The organism is Acidisoma sp. 7E03, from assembly GCF_054665075.1.
In genome coordinates this window covers 395666-411634 of record NZ_BAAFHE010000001.1, presented here as the reverse complement: position 1 = coordinate 411634, position 15969 = coordinate 395666, and the positions used below count along the sequence as shown (strand labels likewise).

Genomic DNA, 15969 nt, shown 5'->3' with positions numbered 1-15969 from the left:
GTCCCGTTCGTCTAGAGGCCTAGGACACCGCCCTCTCACGGCGGTAACAGGGGTTCGAATCCCCTACGGGACGCCATTTTCTTTCCAGATCAAAGACTGTCTTCAGACCAGTCGGCGCTGCCGGGCCGCCTCGGCGGTGGCCGACGGCTTCTTTCCCATGCTTGGCCGGCCGTCGCACGCAGACTGAACCTCCCATGGTGAGAGCCGCCGGCGCAGGTGCGGGTCTCCTCGTCGATAGCTGGCCGATCAGGGTCTTTCGCGCCGTTCGCGCATCAATATCGCGGCGTCGCCCTTCGATGCGCTCGTGTTGCTTTGTGCCGTCGCGGCTCGCAGCCGGTATTCCTTGAGATCATACTCAGGATCTCGACGACGCCGCAACGTGTCGTAACAGAGTCGACCTGGCAACTATTTTCCTTTCGTGCATTAGTCGTTTGGGAATTTGTAACAAGATTTTGCCGCGGTCTCCTGCCAGAGGTGGCGTGCATTGATTTGAACGCACAATCAAGGAAGGAGTCGTCGAAGAATGACAGCCTGGATGAAACTGCGAGAGTGGGACAGAGGAGACGGCGGGCCTGATCCTCCTTCGCAGTAATCCCAATACCGAAGCGAAGTCGCTGATAGCGTAGTGTCTGTCCCTCCATGCTATGCCAGCCGACTGGTCGGCAATCTCCGGACTATTTCTCGAAACCCCAAAACGACTGCAAGATCAACATGTTCCGTCTTCTCTCCTACCGCATAGAAGATCATGTCGTGTCCATCTCCGGCACGCTCGGCCGGCTCATTCTGCAGCTTTCGGTACCGATGACACCGGGGCGCGCCGAGTGGACCGCCGAGCAATGGGCAGACGCATTGCTCTATGAACTGGCCACCCTCGTTCACAGCCTAAATCTGTGATCATCGCCAGAATGGCCGTCCCGCGGCTTTCTCTGGCCCCTGACAGGGAAGCCATCCGCTTTTCCTGATCCGCCACGGCACGAGAGAGGGTCACGGCATCCGGTTCGGTCTCCGGACGCGCGGTCTCTCGTGCCGAGGTGGCGGCCGGCGCTCGTCTTTATGCTCCCTTTATGAGGGAGCCCCCCGATCCTCATCGCGCCTTTACGCCCGACGCGCCTAGCCTGCGGTCTCCCTATCGGAGACCTCTCCATGCTCGACATTCTTCTGCTGGTGCTCGGCACGGGCGGCATCCTCGCGATGCTGCCCTATGCCGCGCTCTGCGATCGCATCTAGGTGCATCATGCTGGCCGACATCTTGGGCGCGGTCACCGCGCTGTTGCTGATGGTCTATCTCGTCTGGGCGCTGGTGCGCCCGGAAGATTTCTGAGGAGGGTGCCATGACCGGAACCGGCTGGCTGCAGATCCTTCTCATCCTCGCCCTTATCCTGGCGACGGCAGTGCCGCTCGGGCGGTACCTCGCTGCGATTCTGACGGGTCGCACGCGCTGGCTCGCACCCGTGGAAGGCGGGTTATACCGCCTGGCAGGCGTCGATCCCAAGCAGGAGATGGGTTGGCGCGGCTATACCGCCGCCCTCATCATCCTGAACGCCGCGCATTTCGCGCTGCTCTACCTCATGTTGCGTTTTCAACAATATCTGCCGCTGAACCCGCAAGGCATCGCCGGCATGTCGCCGCGCCTCGCCTTCAACACGGCGATCAGCTTCGTCACCAACACCAACTGGCAGGCCTATGCCGGAGAATCGCAGCTCTCCTATGGCAGCCAGATGTGGGGGCTGACGGTCCACAACTTCCTCTCGGCTGCAACCGGCATCGCCGCCGCCGCCGCCGTCACCCGCGCCTTCACCGGTAGTCGGCTGCAGAGTCTCGGCAATGCCTGGGCCGATATCACGCGGGTGACGCTCTATCTCCTGCTGCCGCTCTCCTGCGTGCTGGCCGCCGTGCTCATTCTCTGTGGGGTGCCGCAGACCCTCGGCGCCTCGGTGGACGCGACGACGCTCGAAGGCGTGAAGCAGGTCATCGCGCGCGGCCCCGTCGCCTTCCAGGAGGCGATCAAGCTGCTTGGCACCAATGGCGGTGGCTTCTTCAACGCCAATTCCGCCCATCCCTTTGAGAACCCGACGCCGCTCAGCTGCGTCATCGAAACCTGGGCGGAGATCGTTCTTCCCTTCGCCGTTGCCTTCTCCTTTGGCTACATGGTGCGCGACAAGCGCCAGGGCTTCGCCCTCGTCGCTGCCATGAGCCTGATCCTGTTCGCCTGCGTCGTCGTCGTCTACTGGGCCGAAGCCGGCGGCAATCCGCTGCTTACCGCGCTGGGCGTCGATCCCTCCATGGGCAACATGGAAGGCAAGGAAGTCCGCTTCGGCACCGCGCTCTCCTCCCTTTTCGCGGTGACGACGACGGCGACCTCGAACGGCTCCGTCATCGCTATGCATGACAGCTTCATGCCCTTGGGCGGCATGATCCCGCTCTTCCTCATCCAGCTGGGCGAGGTGGTGCCGGGCGGTGTGGGTTGCGGCCTCTACGGCATCCTCGTCTTCGCGCTGCTCTCGGTCTTCGTGGCCGGCCTGATGGTCGGGCGCACGCCGGAATATCTCGGCCGCAAGGTGCAGGCGAAGGAGGTGAAGCTTGCCATGCTCGCCGTCCTCATCCTGCCGGTCTGCATCCTCGGCGGCACGGCGATCTCGCTCAACCTCGCGAGCGGGCTCAGCTCTCTCGCCAATGCCGGGCCGCATGGGCTGAGCGAAATGCTCTATGCCTGGTCATCCGCCACCGGCAACAACGGCAGTGCCTTCGCGGGACTTTCGGCGGATACGCCGTTGCTCGACTACGGTCTCGGCATCGCCATGCTGCTCGGGCGGTTCGCCTATCTCATTCCGGTGCTCGCCATCGCGGGCTCGCTCGCGGCCAAGCCGAAACTGCCTGAAAGCGCGGGAAGCTTCCCGACGCATGGGCCGCTCTTCATCGGCCTTCTCATCGGCGTCATCCTCATCCTGGGCGGGCTGCAATACCTGCCGGCCTTGGCCCTCGGGCCCATCGCCGAGCACTTCGCGCTCCTCGCCGGCCAGACCTTCTAGGACATCGTCATGTCAACCGAGACCATCGCCCTTTTCGACGGGACGATCCTGCGCCGGGCGGCGCGGGATGCGGTGCTCAAGCTCAATCCGGTCAAGCTCATCCGCAACCCGGTGATCTTCGTCACCGAAGTCGTCTCCATCCTCGTCACCGTGCTCGGCCTGCAGGATCTGCTGACGGGTGGCCCTTACGGCTTCTCTCTGGCGATTGCCGCCTGGCTGTGGCTCACCGTGCTCTTCGCGACCTTCGCCGAGGCCATGGCGGAAGGCCGTGGCCGCGCGCGGGCGGAAAGCCTGCGCCGTGCCCGCAGCGATACCCAGGCGAAGGTGCTGCTGCAGCCCGATGACCGCGCCCTCTTCAAGCCCACGCCCTCCTCCCTGCTGCGCGCGGGTGAATTCGTCCTCGTCGAAGCCGGCGACTTGATCCCGTCGGATGGCGAGGTCGTGGAAGGTGTCGCGAGCGTCAACGAAAGCGCCGTCACCGGTGAGAGCGCACCCGTCATCCGTGAAGCGGGCGGCGACCGTTCCGCCGTCACCGGCGGCACGCTGGTGGTCAGCGACTGGCTGGTGGTGCGGGTCACTGCGGCGCCCGGCAATACCTTCCTCGACCGCATGATCGCGCTGGTCGAGGGCGCCTCCCGCCGCAAGACACCGAACGAAATCGCGCTCGACATCCTGCTCGCGGGCCTCACGCTCATCTTCCTCATTGCGGTCGTCACCCTGGTGGGTCTCGCCCGCTACAGCGGCACGCATCTGACGATCCCGGTGCTCGCCGCGCTGCTGGTGACGTTGATCCCGACGACGATCGGCGGCCTGCTGTCGGCCATCGGCATCGCCGGCATGGACCGGCTGGTGCGCTTCAATGTCGTCGCGACCTCGGGCCGCGCGGTGGAAGCGGCCGGCGACGTCGACACGCTGCTGCTCGACAAGACCGGCACCATCACCTACGGCAACCGGCAATGCGCCGCGCTGTTTCCGCTGCCGGGCATCGAGGAGCGGGACTTGGCCGAAGCGGCGGTGCTCGCCTCGCTGGGCGACGATACGCCCGAAGGCCGCTCCATCCTCGCCTTCGTGCGCGACCGCTTCGACATCGTGCCGGAGCGGCCGGCGGATGCCGTCGTCGTGCCCTTCAGTGCCAATACGCGCCTGTCCGGCCTGGATGCCGGCGGCCGCTCCTGGCGCAAGGGGGCGGTGGATAGCCTGGTCAACGCGGTCGGTGGCGAGGCGCCGGCGGCGCTGACCCTCTCGGTCGAGCGCATCGCCCGCGCCGGCAGCACGCCGCTCGCCGTCTCGCGGGATGGCCGCCTGCTCGGCGCGCTGGAACTGAAGGACATCGTCAAGCCCGGCATCCGCGCTCGTTTCGACGCGCTGCGCCGTATGGGCATCCGCACGGTGATGGTGACGGGTGACAACCGCGTCACCGCCGCGGCGATCGCCACGGAAGCGGGTGTCGATGACTTCATTGCCGAGGCCAAGCCGCAGGACAAGCTCGACTATATCCGGCAGGTGCAGGCGGAAGGCCGCCTCGTCGCCATGTGCGGCGACGGCACGAACGATGCCCCGGCCCTGGCGCAGGCGGATGTCGGCGTCGCCATGCAGACCGGCACCCAGGCGGCGCGCGAAGCCGGCAACATGGTCGATCTCGACAGTGACCCGACCAAGCTCATCGAGGTGGTGGAGATCGGCAAGCAGCTGCTCATCACCCGCGGTGCGCTGACAACTTTCAGCATCGCGAACGACGTGTCCAAATACTTCGCGATCCTGCCCGCTATTTTCGTCGCCGCCTATCCCGGCCTCGGGGCGCTCAACGTCATGCATCTGGCGACGCCGAAGAGCGCGATCCTCTCGGCCGTGATCTTCAACGCGCTGGTGATCGTGGCGCTGGTGCCACTGGCGCTGCGTGGCGTGCGCTTCCGCCCGGTGGGCGCGGCCGCATTGCTGCGGCGGAACCTGCTCGTCTACGGCGTCGGCGGGCTGATCGCGCCCTTCATCGGCATCAAGCTCATCGACCTCGTCATCTCCACCCTGGGGCTCGCCTGACATGCAGCATCTTCGTCCCGCTTTCACCCTCATCGCGGTCTTCACGCTTCTGACCGGTCTCGCCTTTCCCTTCGCCTTCACTGGCTTTGCCACGGGCCTCGTGCCCGGGGTTGCCGGCGGCTCGCTGGTGACGCAGGGGGGGCGCGTGATCGGCTCCTCCCTCATCGGCCAGGCCTTCACTAAGCCGGGCTACTTCCATGGCCGCCCGAGCGCCACGACCCCGGCCTATAATGCGAGCGCCTCCAGCGGCTCCAACCTCGGCCCCACCAGCAAGGCGCTGGTCGCGCGGGTGAAGGCCGATGTCGCGGCGATGGGCGCGACCCCGGTGCCTGCCGATGCGGTAACAACCTCGGCGAGCGGTCTCGACCCCGATATCTCGCCCGCCAATGCCGAGCGCCAGGTGGCGCGGATCGCGGCGGCGCGGCATCTCCCCGAGGAGCAGGTGCGCGCTCTCGTCGCGTCCCATGTGCAGGGCCGCTTCCTCGGCATCTTCGGCGAGCCGCATGTCAATGTCCTGGCGCTCAATCTGGCCCTCGACAAGATCGGCCCGCAGTAGCAAAGCAGGCGGATGGGCGTGCGCGACGAGGACCGGCCGGACCCTGAAGCTCTTCTCGCGGCGCTCGCCCGGGAAGAGCGGGCGCATGGCCATCTCAAGATCTTCCTCGGCGCGGCGCCAGGCGTCGGCAAAACCTTCGAGATGCTGGCCCAGGCCCGCCGCCGGCGGGCCGAGGGGCGAGACGTTCTCGCCGGCCTCATCGAAACCCATGGCCGGGCGGAGACCGAGGCCGAGATCGGCGATCTGCCTGTCCTGCCGCGCCGCCGCATTCCCTATCGCGGCCAGATGCTGGAAGAGCTGGACCTGGACGCAGCGCTTGCCCGCCGCCCAGGCCTGCTGCTGGTCGACGAACTGGCCCATACCAATGCCCATGGCAGCCGCCACGCCAAGCGGTGGGAGGATGTGGCCGAACTGCTGGACGCCGGCATCGACGTCTGGACCACGCTCAACGTCCAGCACCTCGAAAGCCTGAACGACGACATCGCCCGCATCACCGGCATCCGCCCGGCCGAAACCCTGCCCGACCGGGTGCTGGAGATGGCGGACGAGATCGAGGTGATCGACGTGCCGCCGGGTGAACTGCGCGCGCGGCTGCAACAGGGCAAGATCTACCGCGCAGATAATGCGGCGCGCGCGCTGAACGGCTTCTTTCGCGAAGGCAACTTGGCGGCTCTGCGCGAAATCGCGCTGCGCCGCGCCGCTGCCCATGTCGACAGCGACGTGCAGGACTGGATGCGCCGCACCGGCGTCACCGGGCCCTGGCCGAATGCGGAGCGCGTCCTGGCCCTGGTCGGCGCCGATGCGGCGGCGGAAGCCGTGGTGCGGCAGGCCAAGCGCCTCGCCGACGGGCTGAACGCCCCCTGGATCGCGCTGCATGTCGAACGGCCGGGTCCGGATACAGGTTCGGGCCTTGCCGCCCGCGCGCCTCTGGCGCTCGCGGCGCAGCTCGGGGCGAAGACGGAAGTGGCGGTGGCGGGGGGCGCCGAGCCGGTTGCCGTCATCCTCAGCCGCGCGCAGGCGCTGAACGCGACCCATCTCGTACTCGGTCGTCTCAAGGCACCATGGTGGCGCCGGGTGCTCGGGCGCCGCTTCGCCGACCGGCTGCTGCGCGAGGCTGGGGGCTTCGTGCTGCATCTGGTGCCGCCGCCTGACCAGGCCACGGCGCCACGGCTGCCTGTGCTGCGTCCGGCCCGGCCGCGCTGGTTCGCCTATGCCGGCACCACCGCGACGGTCGGGCTCGTCACCGGTTTCGGCCATCTCCTGCGCCGCGATCTGCCGATCGAAGCGGCGGACATGGTCTATCTCGCGATCGTGCTCGGCTGCGCCACGGGCTGGGGGCTCGCCGCCGGGCTGCTCGCCGCCGGCCTCAGTGTCGTCTGCTGGGACTTCTTCTTCATCCAGCCCTTCTACACCGTCACCATCGATAGCCCCCGCGACATCCTGACCGGCGTCGTCTTCGGCATCGTCGCCGTCCTTGCCGGCACGCTCGCCGGCCGCCTGCGGCGGGAGGAGCGGGCGGCCGCCGCGCGGATCGACGGGCTGCGCCGCATCGGCGAGTTCAGCCGGCGCCTCGGCGAGCCGACGACGGAGCCCGAATTGCTGGCCGAGATCGCGCGCCAGGCCGCCGGTTTCGGTGCCGCAGCAGTGGTGCTGACCGGTGCGGGCGAGGATCTCACGCTGCGGAACGCCCATCCGCCGGAGGCCGGAGCCGGTTTCGACGAAGGGGCTTGGGCCGCGGCGCGCTGGGCCTGGACGCGGGGCGAGCCGACCGGGCAGGGGACCACCACGCTGCCGGCGGCCAGCTGGCGCTTCCTGCCGCTCGGCACCCTGCGCGGCCGCCTCGCCGTGGTGGGTGTGCAATCCGATCAGCCGCTGGACGAGCCGCGCCTTCAGGCCTTGGAAGCGCTGATGGATCAGGCGGCCGTCGCGCTCGAGCGCGTGCGCCTGGCGCTGGAGGCCGCGCGGGCGACGGCGATGGAGGAGACGCAGCGCCTGCGCGCGGCGCTGCTCGCCTCGCTCGGGCATGATCTGCGCACGCCGCTCGCCAGCATCCAGGGGGCGGCCAGCACGCTGCGCAGCCTGGGTGGGCAGCTCGACCCCGAGACCGCGCGGGATCTGCTCGCGAGTATCGAGGAGGATGTCGGCCGGATGACGCGCTTCCTTGCCAGCATCGGCGAGCTGACGCGGCTGGAGAGTGGCGAGATCAGACCGAACCTCGTGCCGGTCGCGCTGCTTGACGTGGTGGAGGCCGCGGTCGGCCGGCTGGCCGCGGCGCATCTCGTCGGGCTGCACGTGCCGCCGGAGCTGCGGGTGATGGCGGATGCCACGCTGCTGGAACAGGCGCTCTTCAACGTGCTGGAAAACGCCTTTCGCTATGCGCCCGAAGGCTCGCTCGTGCGCGTGACGGCGACCGAAACCCAGGGCATGATTCAGCTCGACATCGCCGACGAGGGGGTCGGCATTCCAGCGGAGGAATTGCCGCGTGTCTTCGACAGCTTCTTCCGCGCGAGCCGCGGGGATCGGGTGGCCCCGGGCACGGGTCTCGGCCTCGCCATCGCCCGCGGCCTCGTGGAAGCGATGGGCGGCCGCATCTCGGCGCGTAGCCCGCGCCCGGATGCCGCGCGCGACGGCATGCCCGGCACCGTGATCGGCATCGCCCTGCGGTCCGCGGCATGAGCGGACCTGCCGCCCTCATCCTCGTCATCGACGACGAACCCCAGATCCACCGCTTTCTGCGCCCGGCGCTGGAAGCTGCGGGCTATCGGGTGGAGCGCGCGGACACGGCGGCCGAGGGGCTTCGCCTGGCCGCGACCCGCAGCCCGCAGGCGGTGCTGCTCGATCTCGGTCTGCCGGACCAGGATGGGCATACGGTGCTTGCGCGGCTACGCGCCTTCAGCGCCGTGCCCGTCATCGTGCTGTCAGCGCGGGATCGGGAAGAGGAGAAGGTCGCGGCGCTGGATGCGGGTGCCGATGACTATGTTGAGAAGCCCTTCGGCATCGGCGAGCTGCTGGCACGCATCCGCACGGCCTTGCGTCATCATCGGAGCGAGACAGGCACGCCCGAAGCCATCCGTCTGCCCGGCCTCGTCGTCGATCTCGACCGCCGCGAAGCGCGGCTCGGCGAGGGGGAGGGACCGCTCACCCTCAGCCCGCGCGAATGGGCGCTGCTCGCGCTCCTCGCCCAGAATGCCGGCCGGGTGCTGACGCATACGCAGCTGCTGACCGCGATCTGGGGCCCAGCGCATGCTGAGGACGTGCAGTATCTGCGCGTCTATGTCGGGCAGCTGCGCCAGAAGCTCGGCAGTGCCGGCGCCTTGCTGGTGACGGAACCGGGCGTCGGCTACCGCCTGCGGGACGGTGACAGCCCGGCCTGAAAGACGAAAGGGGCGGGCCGCTCGCGCGACCCGCCCCCTTTTCGATCAATAGAGCCCTGTTCAGTCGGCGCCGGGAAAGCCTGCCGCGCCGTGTAACGTCGCCGGCGCCGCCACAGGCTTGCGGCCGAAGCGCCGCACCACGGTGTAGAAGACCGGGGTGAAGAGCAGACCGAAGCCCGTGACGCCCAGCATGCCGAAGAAGACGGCGGTGCCGAGGGACTGGCGCATCTCCGAGCCCGCGCCGGTCGCCACCACCAGTGGTGCGACGCCGAGGATGAAGGCGAAGGAGGTCATCAGGATCGGCCGCAGGCGGGTGCGCGCCGCGCGCACCGCGGCTTCGATGGTGCTGGCGCCTTCCTCCTCCGCCTGGCGGGCGAATTCCACGATGAGGATCGCGTTCTTCGCGGCGAGGCCGACCAGCACCACGAAGCCGATCTGCGCCAGGATGTCGATCGGCATGCCGCGCAAGCCGAGGCCGGTGACGGAGGCGAGCAGACACATCGGCACGATCAGCACCACCGCCAGCGGCAGCTTCCAGCTTTCGTATTGTGCTGCCAGCACCAGGAAGACGAAGAGCGCGGCGGCGGCGAAGACGAGCAGCGTCGGCGTGCCCTTCTGCTGCTGCTGATAGGCGAGTTCCGTCCATTCGAAGCCGATGCCATGCGGCAGCACGCGACGGGCGATCGCTTCCATATGGGCGAGGGCCACGCCCGTCGCGACGCCCGGTGCGGCGACGCCCTGCACCTCGGCCGCCGGGAAGAGGTCATAGCGCGGCACGCGGTACGGAATCGTCTGCGGCTCCAGCTGCGCCACGCTGCCGATCGGCACCATCTCGCCCTGGGCATTGCGGGCCTTGAGGCGGGAGATGTCGTTGCCGTTGCGGCGGAACTTCCCGTCGGCCTGCGCGATCACCTGGAAGGTGCGGCCGAGATAGTTGAAGTCGTTGACGTATTGCGAGCCGAGATAGAGCTGCAGCGTGTCGAAGACGTTGGAGGGGGTCAGCCCCAGCATCTCGGCCTTCTCGCGGTCGATGTCGAGATAGACCGAGGGCGAGCGGGCGCTGAACAGGGTGAAGGCTCCGGCAATCGCCGGGTCCTGATTGGCGGCGGCGACCATGGCCTGCGCCGCCTGGGCCAAGGCATCCGAGCCCAGACCCGCCTGATCCTCCAGCATCATCTTGAAGCCGCCGGCATTGCCGATGCCGGGCACGGGCGGCGGCGGGATGGTCAGCACATAGGCGCCCTGGATGACCGAGAGCCGCTGGCGGAGATCGGCGAGCACGGTATTGGCCGTCACACCCTTGATGTGATGGTTGTAGAGCGAGGGGAGGCCCGAGAAGATAGTGCCGGAGTTGGAGGCGACAGTGAAGGTTGTCGCATCAAGCCCGGCGAAGGGCGCCACGTGCTCCACCCCCTTCGTGCTGAGGATGATGTCCACCGCCTGCTTCACCACCGCTTCCGTGCGTTCCAGCGAAGCGCCGGGCGGCAGCATAACGACGGTGATGAGATAGCCCTGGTCCTGCTCGGGGATAAAGCCCGTCGGCGTGCGGCCGAATTGCACGCCGGTCAGCACTAGCAGACCGGCGTAGAGGCCGAGCATCAGCGCGCTCACCCGCACCAGCCGGCGCGTCGCCCGCCCATAGCCGTGGGACAGCCGGTCGAAGCCGCGGTTGAAGCCGCCGAAGAAGCCGTTCAGCAGCCGGCGGCCGAGGCTGAGCCGCTGGTGGGCATGCGTCACATGCGCCTTGAAGAGCAGGGCGCAGAGCGCCGGGCTCAACGTCAGCGAGACGAAGCAGGAAATGATGGTCGAGGCTGCGATCGTCACCGCGAACTGGCGGAAGAACTGACCCGAGATACCGGAGAGGAAGGCGGAGGGCACGAAGACCGCGCAGAGCGTCAGCGCAATCGCGATGAGCGCGACGCCCACCTCATCCATCGTGCGATGCGCGGCCTCCTTCGGCTGCATGCCCATGGCGAGGTTGCGCTCGACGTTTTCGACCACCACGATCGCGTCATCCACCACGATGCCGACGGCCAGCACGAGGCCGAAGAGCGAGAGGTTGTTGAGCGATATTCCGACGGCCGCGAGGATGGCGAAGGTGCCGATGAGCGAGACCGGGATCGCGATCACCGGAATGATCGAGGCGCGCCAGCTCTGCAGGAAGAGGATGACGACGAGGACGACGAGGAGGATCGCCTCGAAGATCGTCTGCACAACCTCGTGGATCGACTTGCCGATGAAGATCGTCGGGTCATAGATGATCTTGTATTCGACACCCGGCGGGAAATCCGCCGAGAGCCGCTGCATGGTGCTGGTCACTTCGTGGTCGACCGCCACCGAATTGGCGCCGGGCTGGGCGAAGATCAGCAGCGGCAGGCCGGGCCCGCGATCCATGTAGCTGGTCGAGCCATAATCCGCCGCGCCGATTTCGACACGCCCCACATCCCGCAGGCGGGTCACGCGCCCGTCACTGTCGGATTTCAGGACGATGTTGCCGAATTCTGTGGGCGAGGACAGGCGGCCGAGTGCCTGCAGGTTGATCTGATAGGCTTCGTCCGAATGCACCGGCGGCTGGTTGAGCACGCCGGCCGAGACCTGCACGTTCTGCGCACGGAGCGCTGCCAGCACCTCGTCCGCATTCAGGTCGTGCGCCGCCACCTTGTCGGGGTCGAGCCAGATGCGCATGGCATATTCGCGCGCACCCATATACTGCACGTCGCCCACGCCCGGCAGGCGCGCCAGCGCGTCCTTCACGTGCAGCGTCGCATAGTTCGACATGTAGAGCAGGTCGCGCGAACTGTCGGGCGAGTAGAGATGCACGGCGAGCAGGATGTTCGGGGTCGACTTGCGAACTGTGACACCTTCCTGCTGCACCGACTCGGGCAAGCGGGACAGGGCGTTGTCCACCCGGTTCTGTGTCAGCATCTGGGCGACATTGAGATCGGTGCCGATGCGGAAGGTCACGGTAATCGTCAGCTTGCCGTCGCCCGTCGACTGGCTGCTCATGTAGAGCATGTTCTCGACGCCGTTGATCTGCTGTTCCAGCGGCGTTGCCACCGTGCGCGACACGGTCTCTGCCGAAGCGCCGGGATAGACGGTGGAGATCTGCACGGTAGGCGGCACGATCTCGGGATACTGCGCGATCGGCAGAACGGTGAGCGCGCCGAGACCGATGATCGTCAGGAAGACGCTGAGGACGATCGCGAAGATCGGCCTTTCGATGAAGAAATGGGCGAGACGCATGATCGGTCTCCTGCCTCAGCTCTGATCGTCGGCAGCGTTGAAGGTGATCGTGCCGGGCTCCGGCGTCACCTTGCCGCCCGGCATTGCGCGCATGAGACCGTCGATGATCACGCGGTCGTTCGCGGCGAGGCCGTCCCGAATGATGCGCAGGCCGCCGCGCAGCGCGCCGGTTTCCACCGGCTTGGGCACCACCGTGCCGTTGGGTGCGACGGTCATGACGATGTGCTGGTTCTGATCGAGCATAACCGCCGCGTCCGGCACCAGAAGGGCGGTCTGGGGCGGCGCGACGGCCAGGCGAATGCGCGCGAACTCGCCCGGTGTCAGGGTGAGGTCGGGGTTCGGAACGGTCGCACGAGCATGGATCGTCCCACTGGACCGATCGAGTTCGTTGTCCACGAAATCGAGACGCCCTTGGCGGGTGAAGCGCGTCTCGTCGCTGAGATGGAACAGCACGCGATCCGCCGCGGGGCCCTGCAGCGCCGCACGTTCCCGCGTAAAGGTGAGGTAATCGGCTTCGCTCATGTCGAAATCGAGATGGATGGGGTCGAGCGAGACGATGGTGGCGAGCAGCGTGGTGCCGGCGCCGCCTGCGCGGCTGCCGGCGATCAGGCTGCCGATGGAGACGAGATGTGCGCCGATACGGCCGGAGAAGGGCGCCGTGATGCGGCAATGCTGCAGGTCGAAGGCGGCGTCGCGGATCTGCGCCTTGGCGTCTTCCACCGCCGCTTCGTCCGCGCCGACATCAGCCTGCCGCTGGTCCACGTTCTCGGCCGTACCGAAATCCGTCTTCTTGAGGGATTGCGCGCGATAGAGCTCCTGCCGCGCCAGGATCAGTCGCGACTGGGCGGAAGCGAGGGCCGCTGTCGCCTGCGCAAGCTTGATCTGGTAAGGTGTGGGGTCAATTTCAAAGAGCAGGTCGCCCTGCTTCACCGTCTGCCCGTCCTGGAAATGGATGGCGGTCAGCGTGCCGCCGACCTGGGCGCGCAGCTCCACCCGGTCGACCGCGGAAAATTGGCCGAGAAAGCCGATTTCCGTATCAACCTTGTGGACGAGGGGCGTGCTCACCGTCACCGGGGCAGGAGGAATCGCGGCCTGGGCCGGCGGCGCGGCGCTATGTCCGAACGGATTGTAGGGGCTGAACCAGAGGCCGCCTGCGGCCACCACCAGCGCGGTGGCCGCGAGCCAGCGCCAGCGGGCGCGGCGCCGCACGGGGGCGCTCAGGCGCTCCTCCGTGCGGGGCTCGAAAGAAACATCGTCCATGGGACTGCCTATCGTCACAAAGAGATTTGCAAGAGGTCGCCAGGGGTGGAGCGCAAGCGGGAGCCGCCTGGGCAGGACCCTTCATCCGATCCTCGCCCAGCAGGCGAGGCTCTGTCTTGAAGCTTTGTTTCGCACGTGCGAAGGCCGCTGGCTAGCAATAGATGACGGATACCATCTATACGGAAAATAGATGAATGTCGTCATCTATTATCCATGCGGTCCAGTGAAAGCGGGGAGGGCCGGCGGGGATTGATGCCCGCGCGGTATCAGACGGGCTTGGCGGCCTCGGCCAGCACCGTCTCGCGCGCTGCCGCGAGCACCGTTTTTGCGAAAGCGGCATCGCTGGTGGCGCGCGCGATGGTCACCGCGCCGATCATGGCGGAGGCGATGGCGAGCGCGCGGTCGCGCCGCCGGGCTGCTGGCAGATGCGGCAGAAGCGATTCGATGTGGGTGACGAAGCCGCACAGGCCCTCGGCGAAGGCATCCCGCACGGGGGTTTCACGCCGTGCGGCATCGCCGGCGAGCGTCACGAAGAGGCAGGCGGAACTCGGGTCCTGGCAGTGTTCGAGGGACAGATACTGGTCGACGAAGGCGGCCAGCTTGTCCTCGGCCTCGGCTTCCCCCGCTCGCCACACCTGGTCGGCCTGGCCCGCTGCGCGGCGACAAGCCTCGGCGATCAATTCCTCTTTCGAGGAGAAGTTCTTGTAGAAGCCGCCGTGGGTGAGGCCGGCCTCGGCCATCACGGCGTCGATGCCGACGCCGTCGAAGCCGTGTTTGCGAAACAGCCGGGCGGCCGCTTCCAATACTTTTTCCCGATTCCGCGCCGCTTCCTCTTTGGACACGCGCATGGCGGTCTCCTTCGCCTCTGCTGGGTTATATGACCCTCGTCATCCGAAGGGTGAAGTGCGGGCCCTGCATGGCAGGGGCGGAGGCGTTACGGGCGTCCGGCAAGGCCGGCGGTGGCCGTTACGGTGGGTGCGACGGGCTTGCCCACCAGCAGCCCGTAGAGCAGCGCCGAGACGAGGGCGATGCCGACCCCCAGGAAGAGGGCGGGCGCGAAGCTGCCGGTCGCCTGCACGATGTAGCCGGTGCAGAGCGGCGCCAGGGCTCCGCCGAAATAACCGCCGAAATTCTGGATGGCGCCGAGGGAGGCGGTGCAGTTGCTGGGGGCTGCGACCGAGGCCATGGCCCAGGCCGTGCTGGTCGAGATGTAGCACAGGAACATGGCGCAGGAGATGAAGACCAGCACCAGGATATTGTTGGGGGCAATGGCGGTGAGGGCCGTGAAGGCCGCCATGCCGATCAACGACAGCAGCATGGGATATTTGCGGCTCGCCATGGGCGAGACGCCACGACGGACGAGGACATCGGCGATCCAGCCGCCGAGCAAGCCGCCGACCACGCCCCAGAAGAAGGGAATCGCCGCAAGCCACCCGGTCTTCGCCACCGAGATGTGGCGGTCGTGCTCCAGGTAGAAGGGAAGCCAAGAGGCGTAGATCCAGAGCACGTAGATCGTGCCGAAATAGCCCGCAATCATCCCCCAGGTGGTGGGGAAGGCGAAGAGGCGCCGCCAGTCGGCGAAGGTCGCGCGCTGGGCGTGGCTCGTCTCGTCCCCCTCGGTGAGATAGGCCCGCTCCTCGGCCGTGAGGTCGACCTGCAGCGGGTCGCGGTGGATGGCCCACCAGATGAGGGCGATTGCGATGCCAGCGATGCCCATGATGATGAACATCCAGCGCCAGCTGAAATGGAGCATCAGAAAGGTGAGCAACGGCACGGCGATGAAGGTGCCGAGGGAGGAGGAGCAGTTGAAGATGCCGGTCGCGGTGCCGCGGCTGCGGATGTTGAACCAGTCGCGCACCACGCGGGCGCCCGACGGGAATTGCGGCGCCTCGCCGATGCCGAGCATCGCGCGCACGACGATGAACTGTTGCAGGGAGCCGACGAGGCCGCCCAGCACCTGGGCCAGCGACCAGAGGAACATGCCGAGGCCGAGCAGCAGGCGCGGCCCGAGCCGGTCGATCAATCCGCCGACGGGCAGTTGCGAGAAGGCATAGGCCCAGAGAAAGGCGGAGAGCAGCAGGCCCATGTTGCCGACGGAGATGCCGAGGTCGTGCTGGATGGCGCCGTTCGCCACGGCGAGCGTCGCGCGGTCCACGTAGTTGATGACGCCTCCAATCACCAAAAGGCCGAGCGCCCAACGCTGAATGGAGGTGATGCGTGGCGAGGCTGAAGGGGGCGTGCCCGCAACTCCGTCTCGAGATGTCTTGTCCATCGGCGTTCTCCCTGTCGTGGCTCGTGAGACCCGAGCCTTGATGGGAGAGTGGGCGAGGTTGCGCAGGAAATCCAGACCGGCCCGCTCTCAGCCTCCCGCGAGCCGCGCCCTCAGGCGCGCGGCCGGCATTTACGCGGTGCCAAGAGCTTCAGCGTAGAAAGGGACGGGGCGTCACGCAATCGTGCAGATTCATATTGA

General features: G+C 67.3%; 11 protein-coding genes and 1 tRNA gene. 8 read left to right on the top strand and 4 right to left on the bottom strand.

Going from position 1 to position 15969, the window contains the following annotated elements; all coding sequences use genetic code 11:
- The 8 genes from ACYQ6W_RS01980 (at position 1) to ACYQ6W_RS01945 (ending at position 8996) form a co-directional block, all read left to right on the top strand.
- Positions 1-76, top strand: a tRNA-Glu gene (locus tag ACYQ6W_RS01980).
- A gap of 635 nt (positions 77-711) precedes the next feature.
- Entirely contained in the window at positions 712-894 is a 183-nt protein-coding gene (locus tag ACYQ6W_RS01975; RefSeq protein ID WP_459673245.1) for a hypothetical protein, read from the top strand.
- 307 nt (positions 895-1201) lie between these two features.
- Complete coding sequence (kdpF, locus tag ACYQ6W_RS01970) at positions 1202-1321, top strand: K(+)-transporting ATPase subunit F (RefSeq protein WP_459673244.1); 120 nt, start codon at positions 1202-1204, stop codon at positions 1319-1321.
- Positions 1322-1331: 10 nt separating this feature from the next.
- The gene (kdpA, locus tag ACYQ6W_RS01965; RefSeq protein ID WP_459673242.1) at positions 1332-3029 is read left to right on the top strand and encodes a potassium-transporting ATPase subunit KdpA; all 1698 of its coding nucleotides are present in this window, start codon (positions 1332-1334) and stop codon (positions 3027-3029) included.
- 9 nt (positions 3030-3038) lie between these two features.
- On the top strand, positions 3039-5066 hold the full coding sequence (gene kdpB / locus ACYQ6W_RS01960; RefSeq protein ID WP_459673241.1) for a potassium-transporting ATPase subunit KdpB: 2028 nt from the start codon (positions 3039-3041) through the stop codon (positions 5064-5066).
- A 1-nt stretch (position 5067) separates the two neighbouring features.
- Positions 5068-5622 carry a potassium-transporting ATPase subunit KdpC gene (gene kdpC / locus ACYQ6W_RS01955; RefSeq protein ID WP_459673239.1) on the top strand — a complete coding sequence of 185 codons (555 nt, stop codon included), beginning with the start codon at positions 5068-5070 and terminating at the stop codon, positions 5620-5622.
- Positions 5623-5634: 12 nt separating this feature from the next.
- Positions 5635-8298 carry a DUF4118 domain-containing protein gene (locus ACYQ6W_RS01950; protein WP_459673237.1) on the top strand — a complete coding sequence of 888 codons (2664 nt, stop codon included), beginning with the start codon at positions 5635-5637 and terminating at the stop codon, positions 8296-8298.
- Positions 8295-8996 (top strand): response regulator, encoded by a 702-nt coding sequence (locus ACYQ6W_RS01945; RefSeq protein WP_459673236.1) that lies wholly within the window; start codon positions 8295-8297, stop codon positions 8994-8996. The genes ACYQ6W_RS01950 and ACYQ6W_RS01945 overlap by 4 nt, the downstream gene beginning before the upstream one ends.
- Positions 8997-9056: 60 nt before the next feature.
- Here ACYQ6W_RS01945 and ACYQ6W_RS01940 read toward each other — a convergent pair whose 3' ends face one another.
- The 4 genes from ACYQ6W_RS01940 to ACYQ6W_RS01925 form a co-directional block, all read right to left on the bottom strand.
- The gene (locus tag ACYQ6W_RS01940; protein ID WP_459673235.1) at positions 9057-12239 is read right to left on the bottom strand and encodes an efflux RND transporter permease subunit; all 3183 of its coding nucleotides are present in this window, start codon (positions 12237-12239) and stop codon (positions 9057-9059) included.
- 15 nt (positions 12240-12254) lie between these two features.
- Positions 12255-13499, bottom strand: coding sequence for an efflux RND transporter periplasmic adaptor subunit (locus tag ACYQ6W_RS01935; RefSeq protein WP_459673234.1), 1245 nt, complete (start codon positions 13497-13499; stop codon positions 12255-12257).
- A gap of 266 nt (positions 13500-13765) precedes the next feature.
- Positions 13766-14347, bottom strand: coding sequence for a TetR/AcrR family transcriptional regulator (locus tag ACYQ6W_RS01930; protein ID WP_459673233.1), 582 nt, complete (start codon positions 14345-14347; stop codon positions 13766-13768).
- Between the two features lie 86 nt (positions 14348-14433).
- Positions 14434-15771, bottom strand: coding sequence for an MFS transporter (locus tag ACYQ6W_RS01925; RefSeq protein ID WP_459673232.1), 1338 nt, complete (start codon positions 15769-15771; stop codon positions 14434-14436).
- Positions 15772-15969 lie beyond the last annotated feature (198 nt).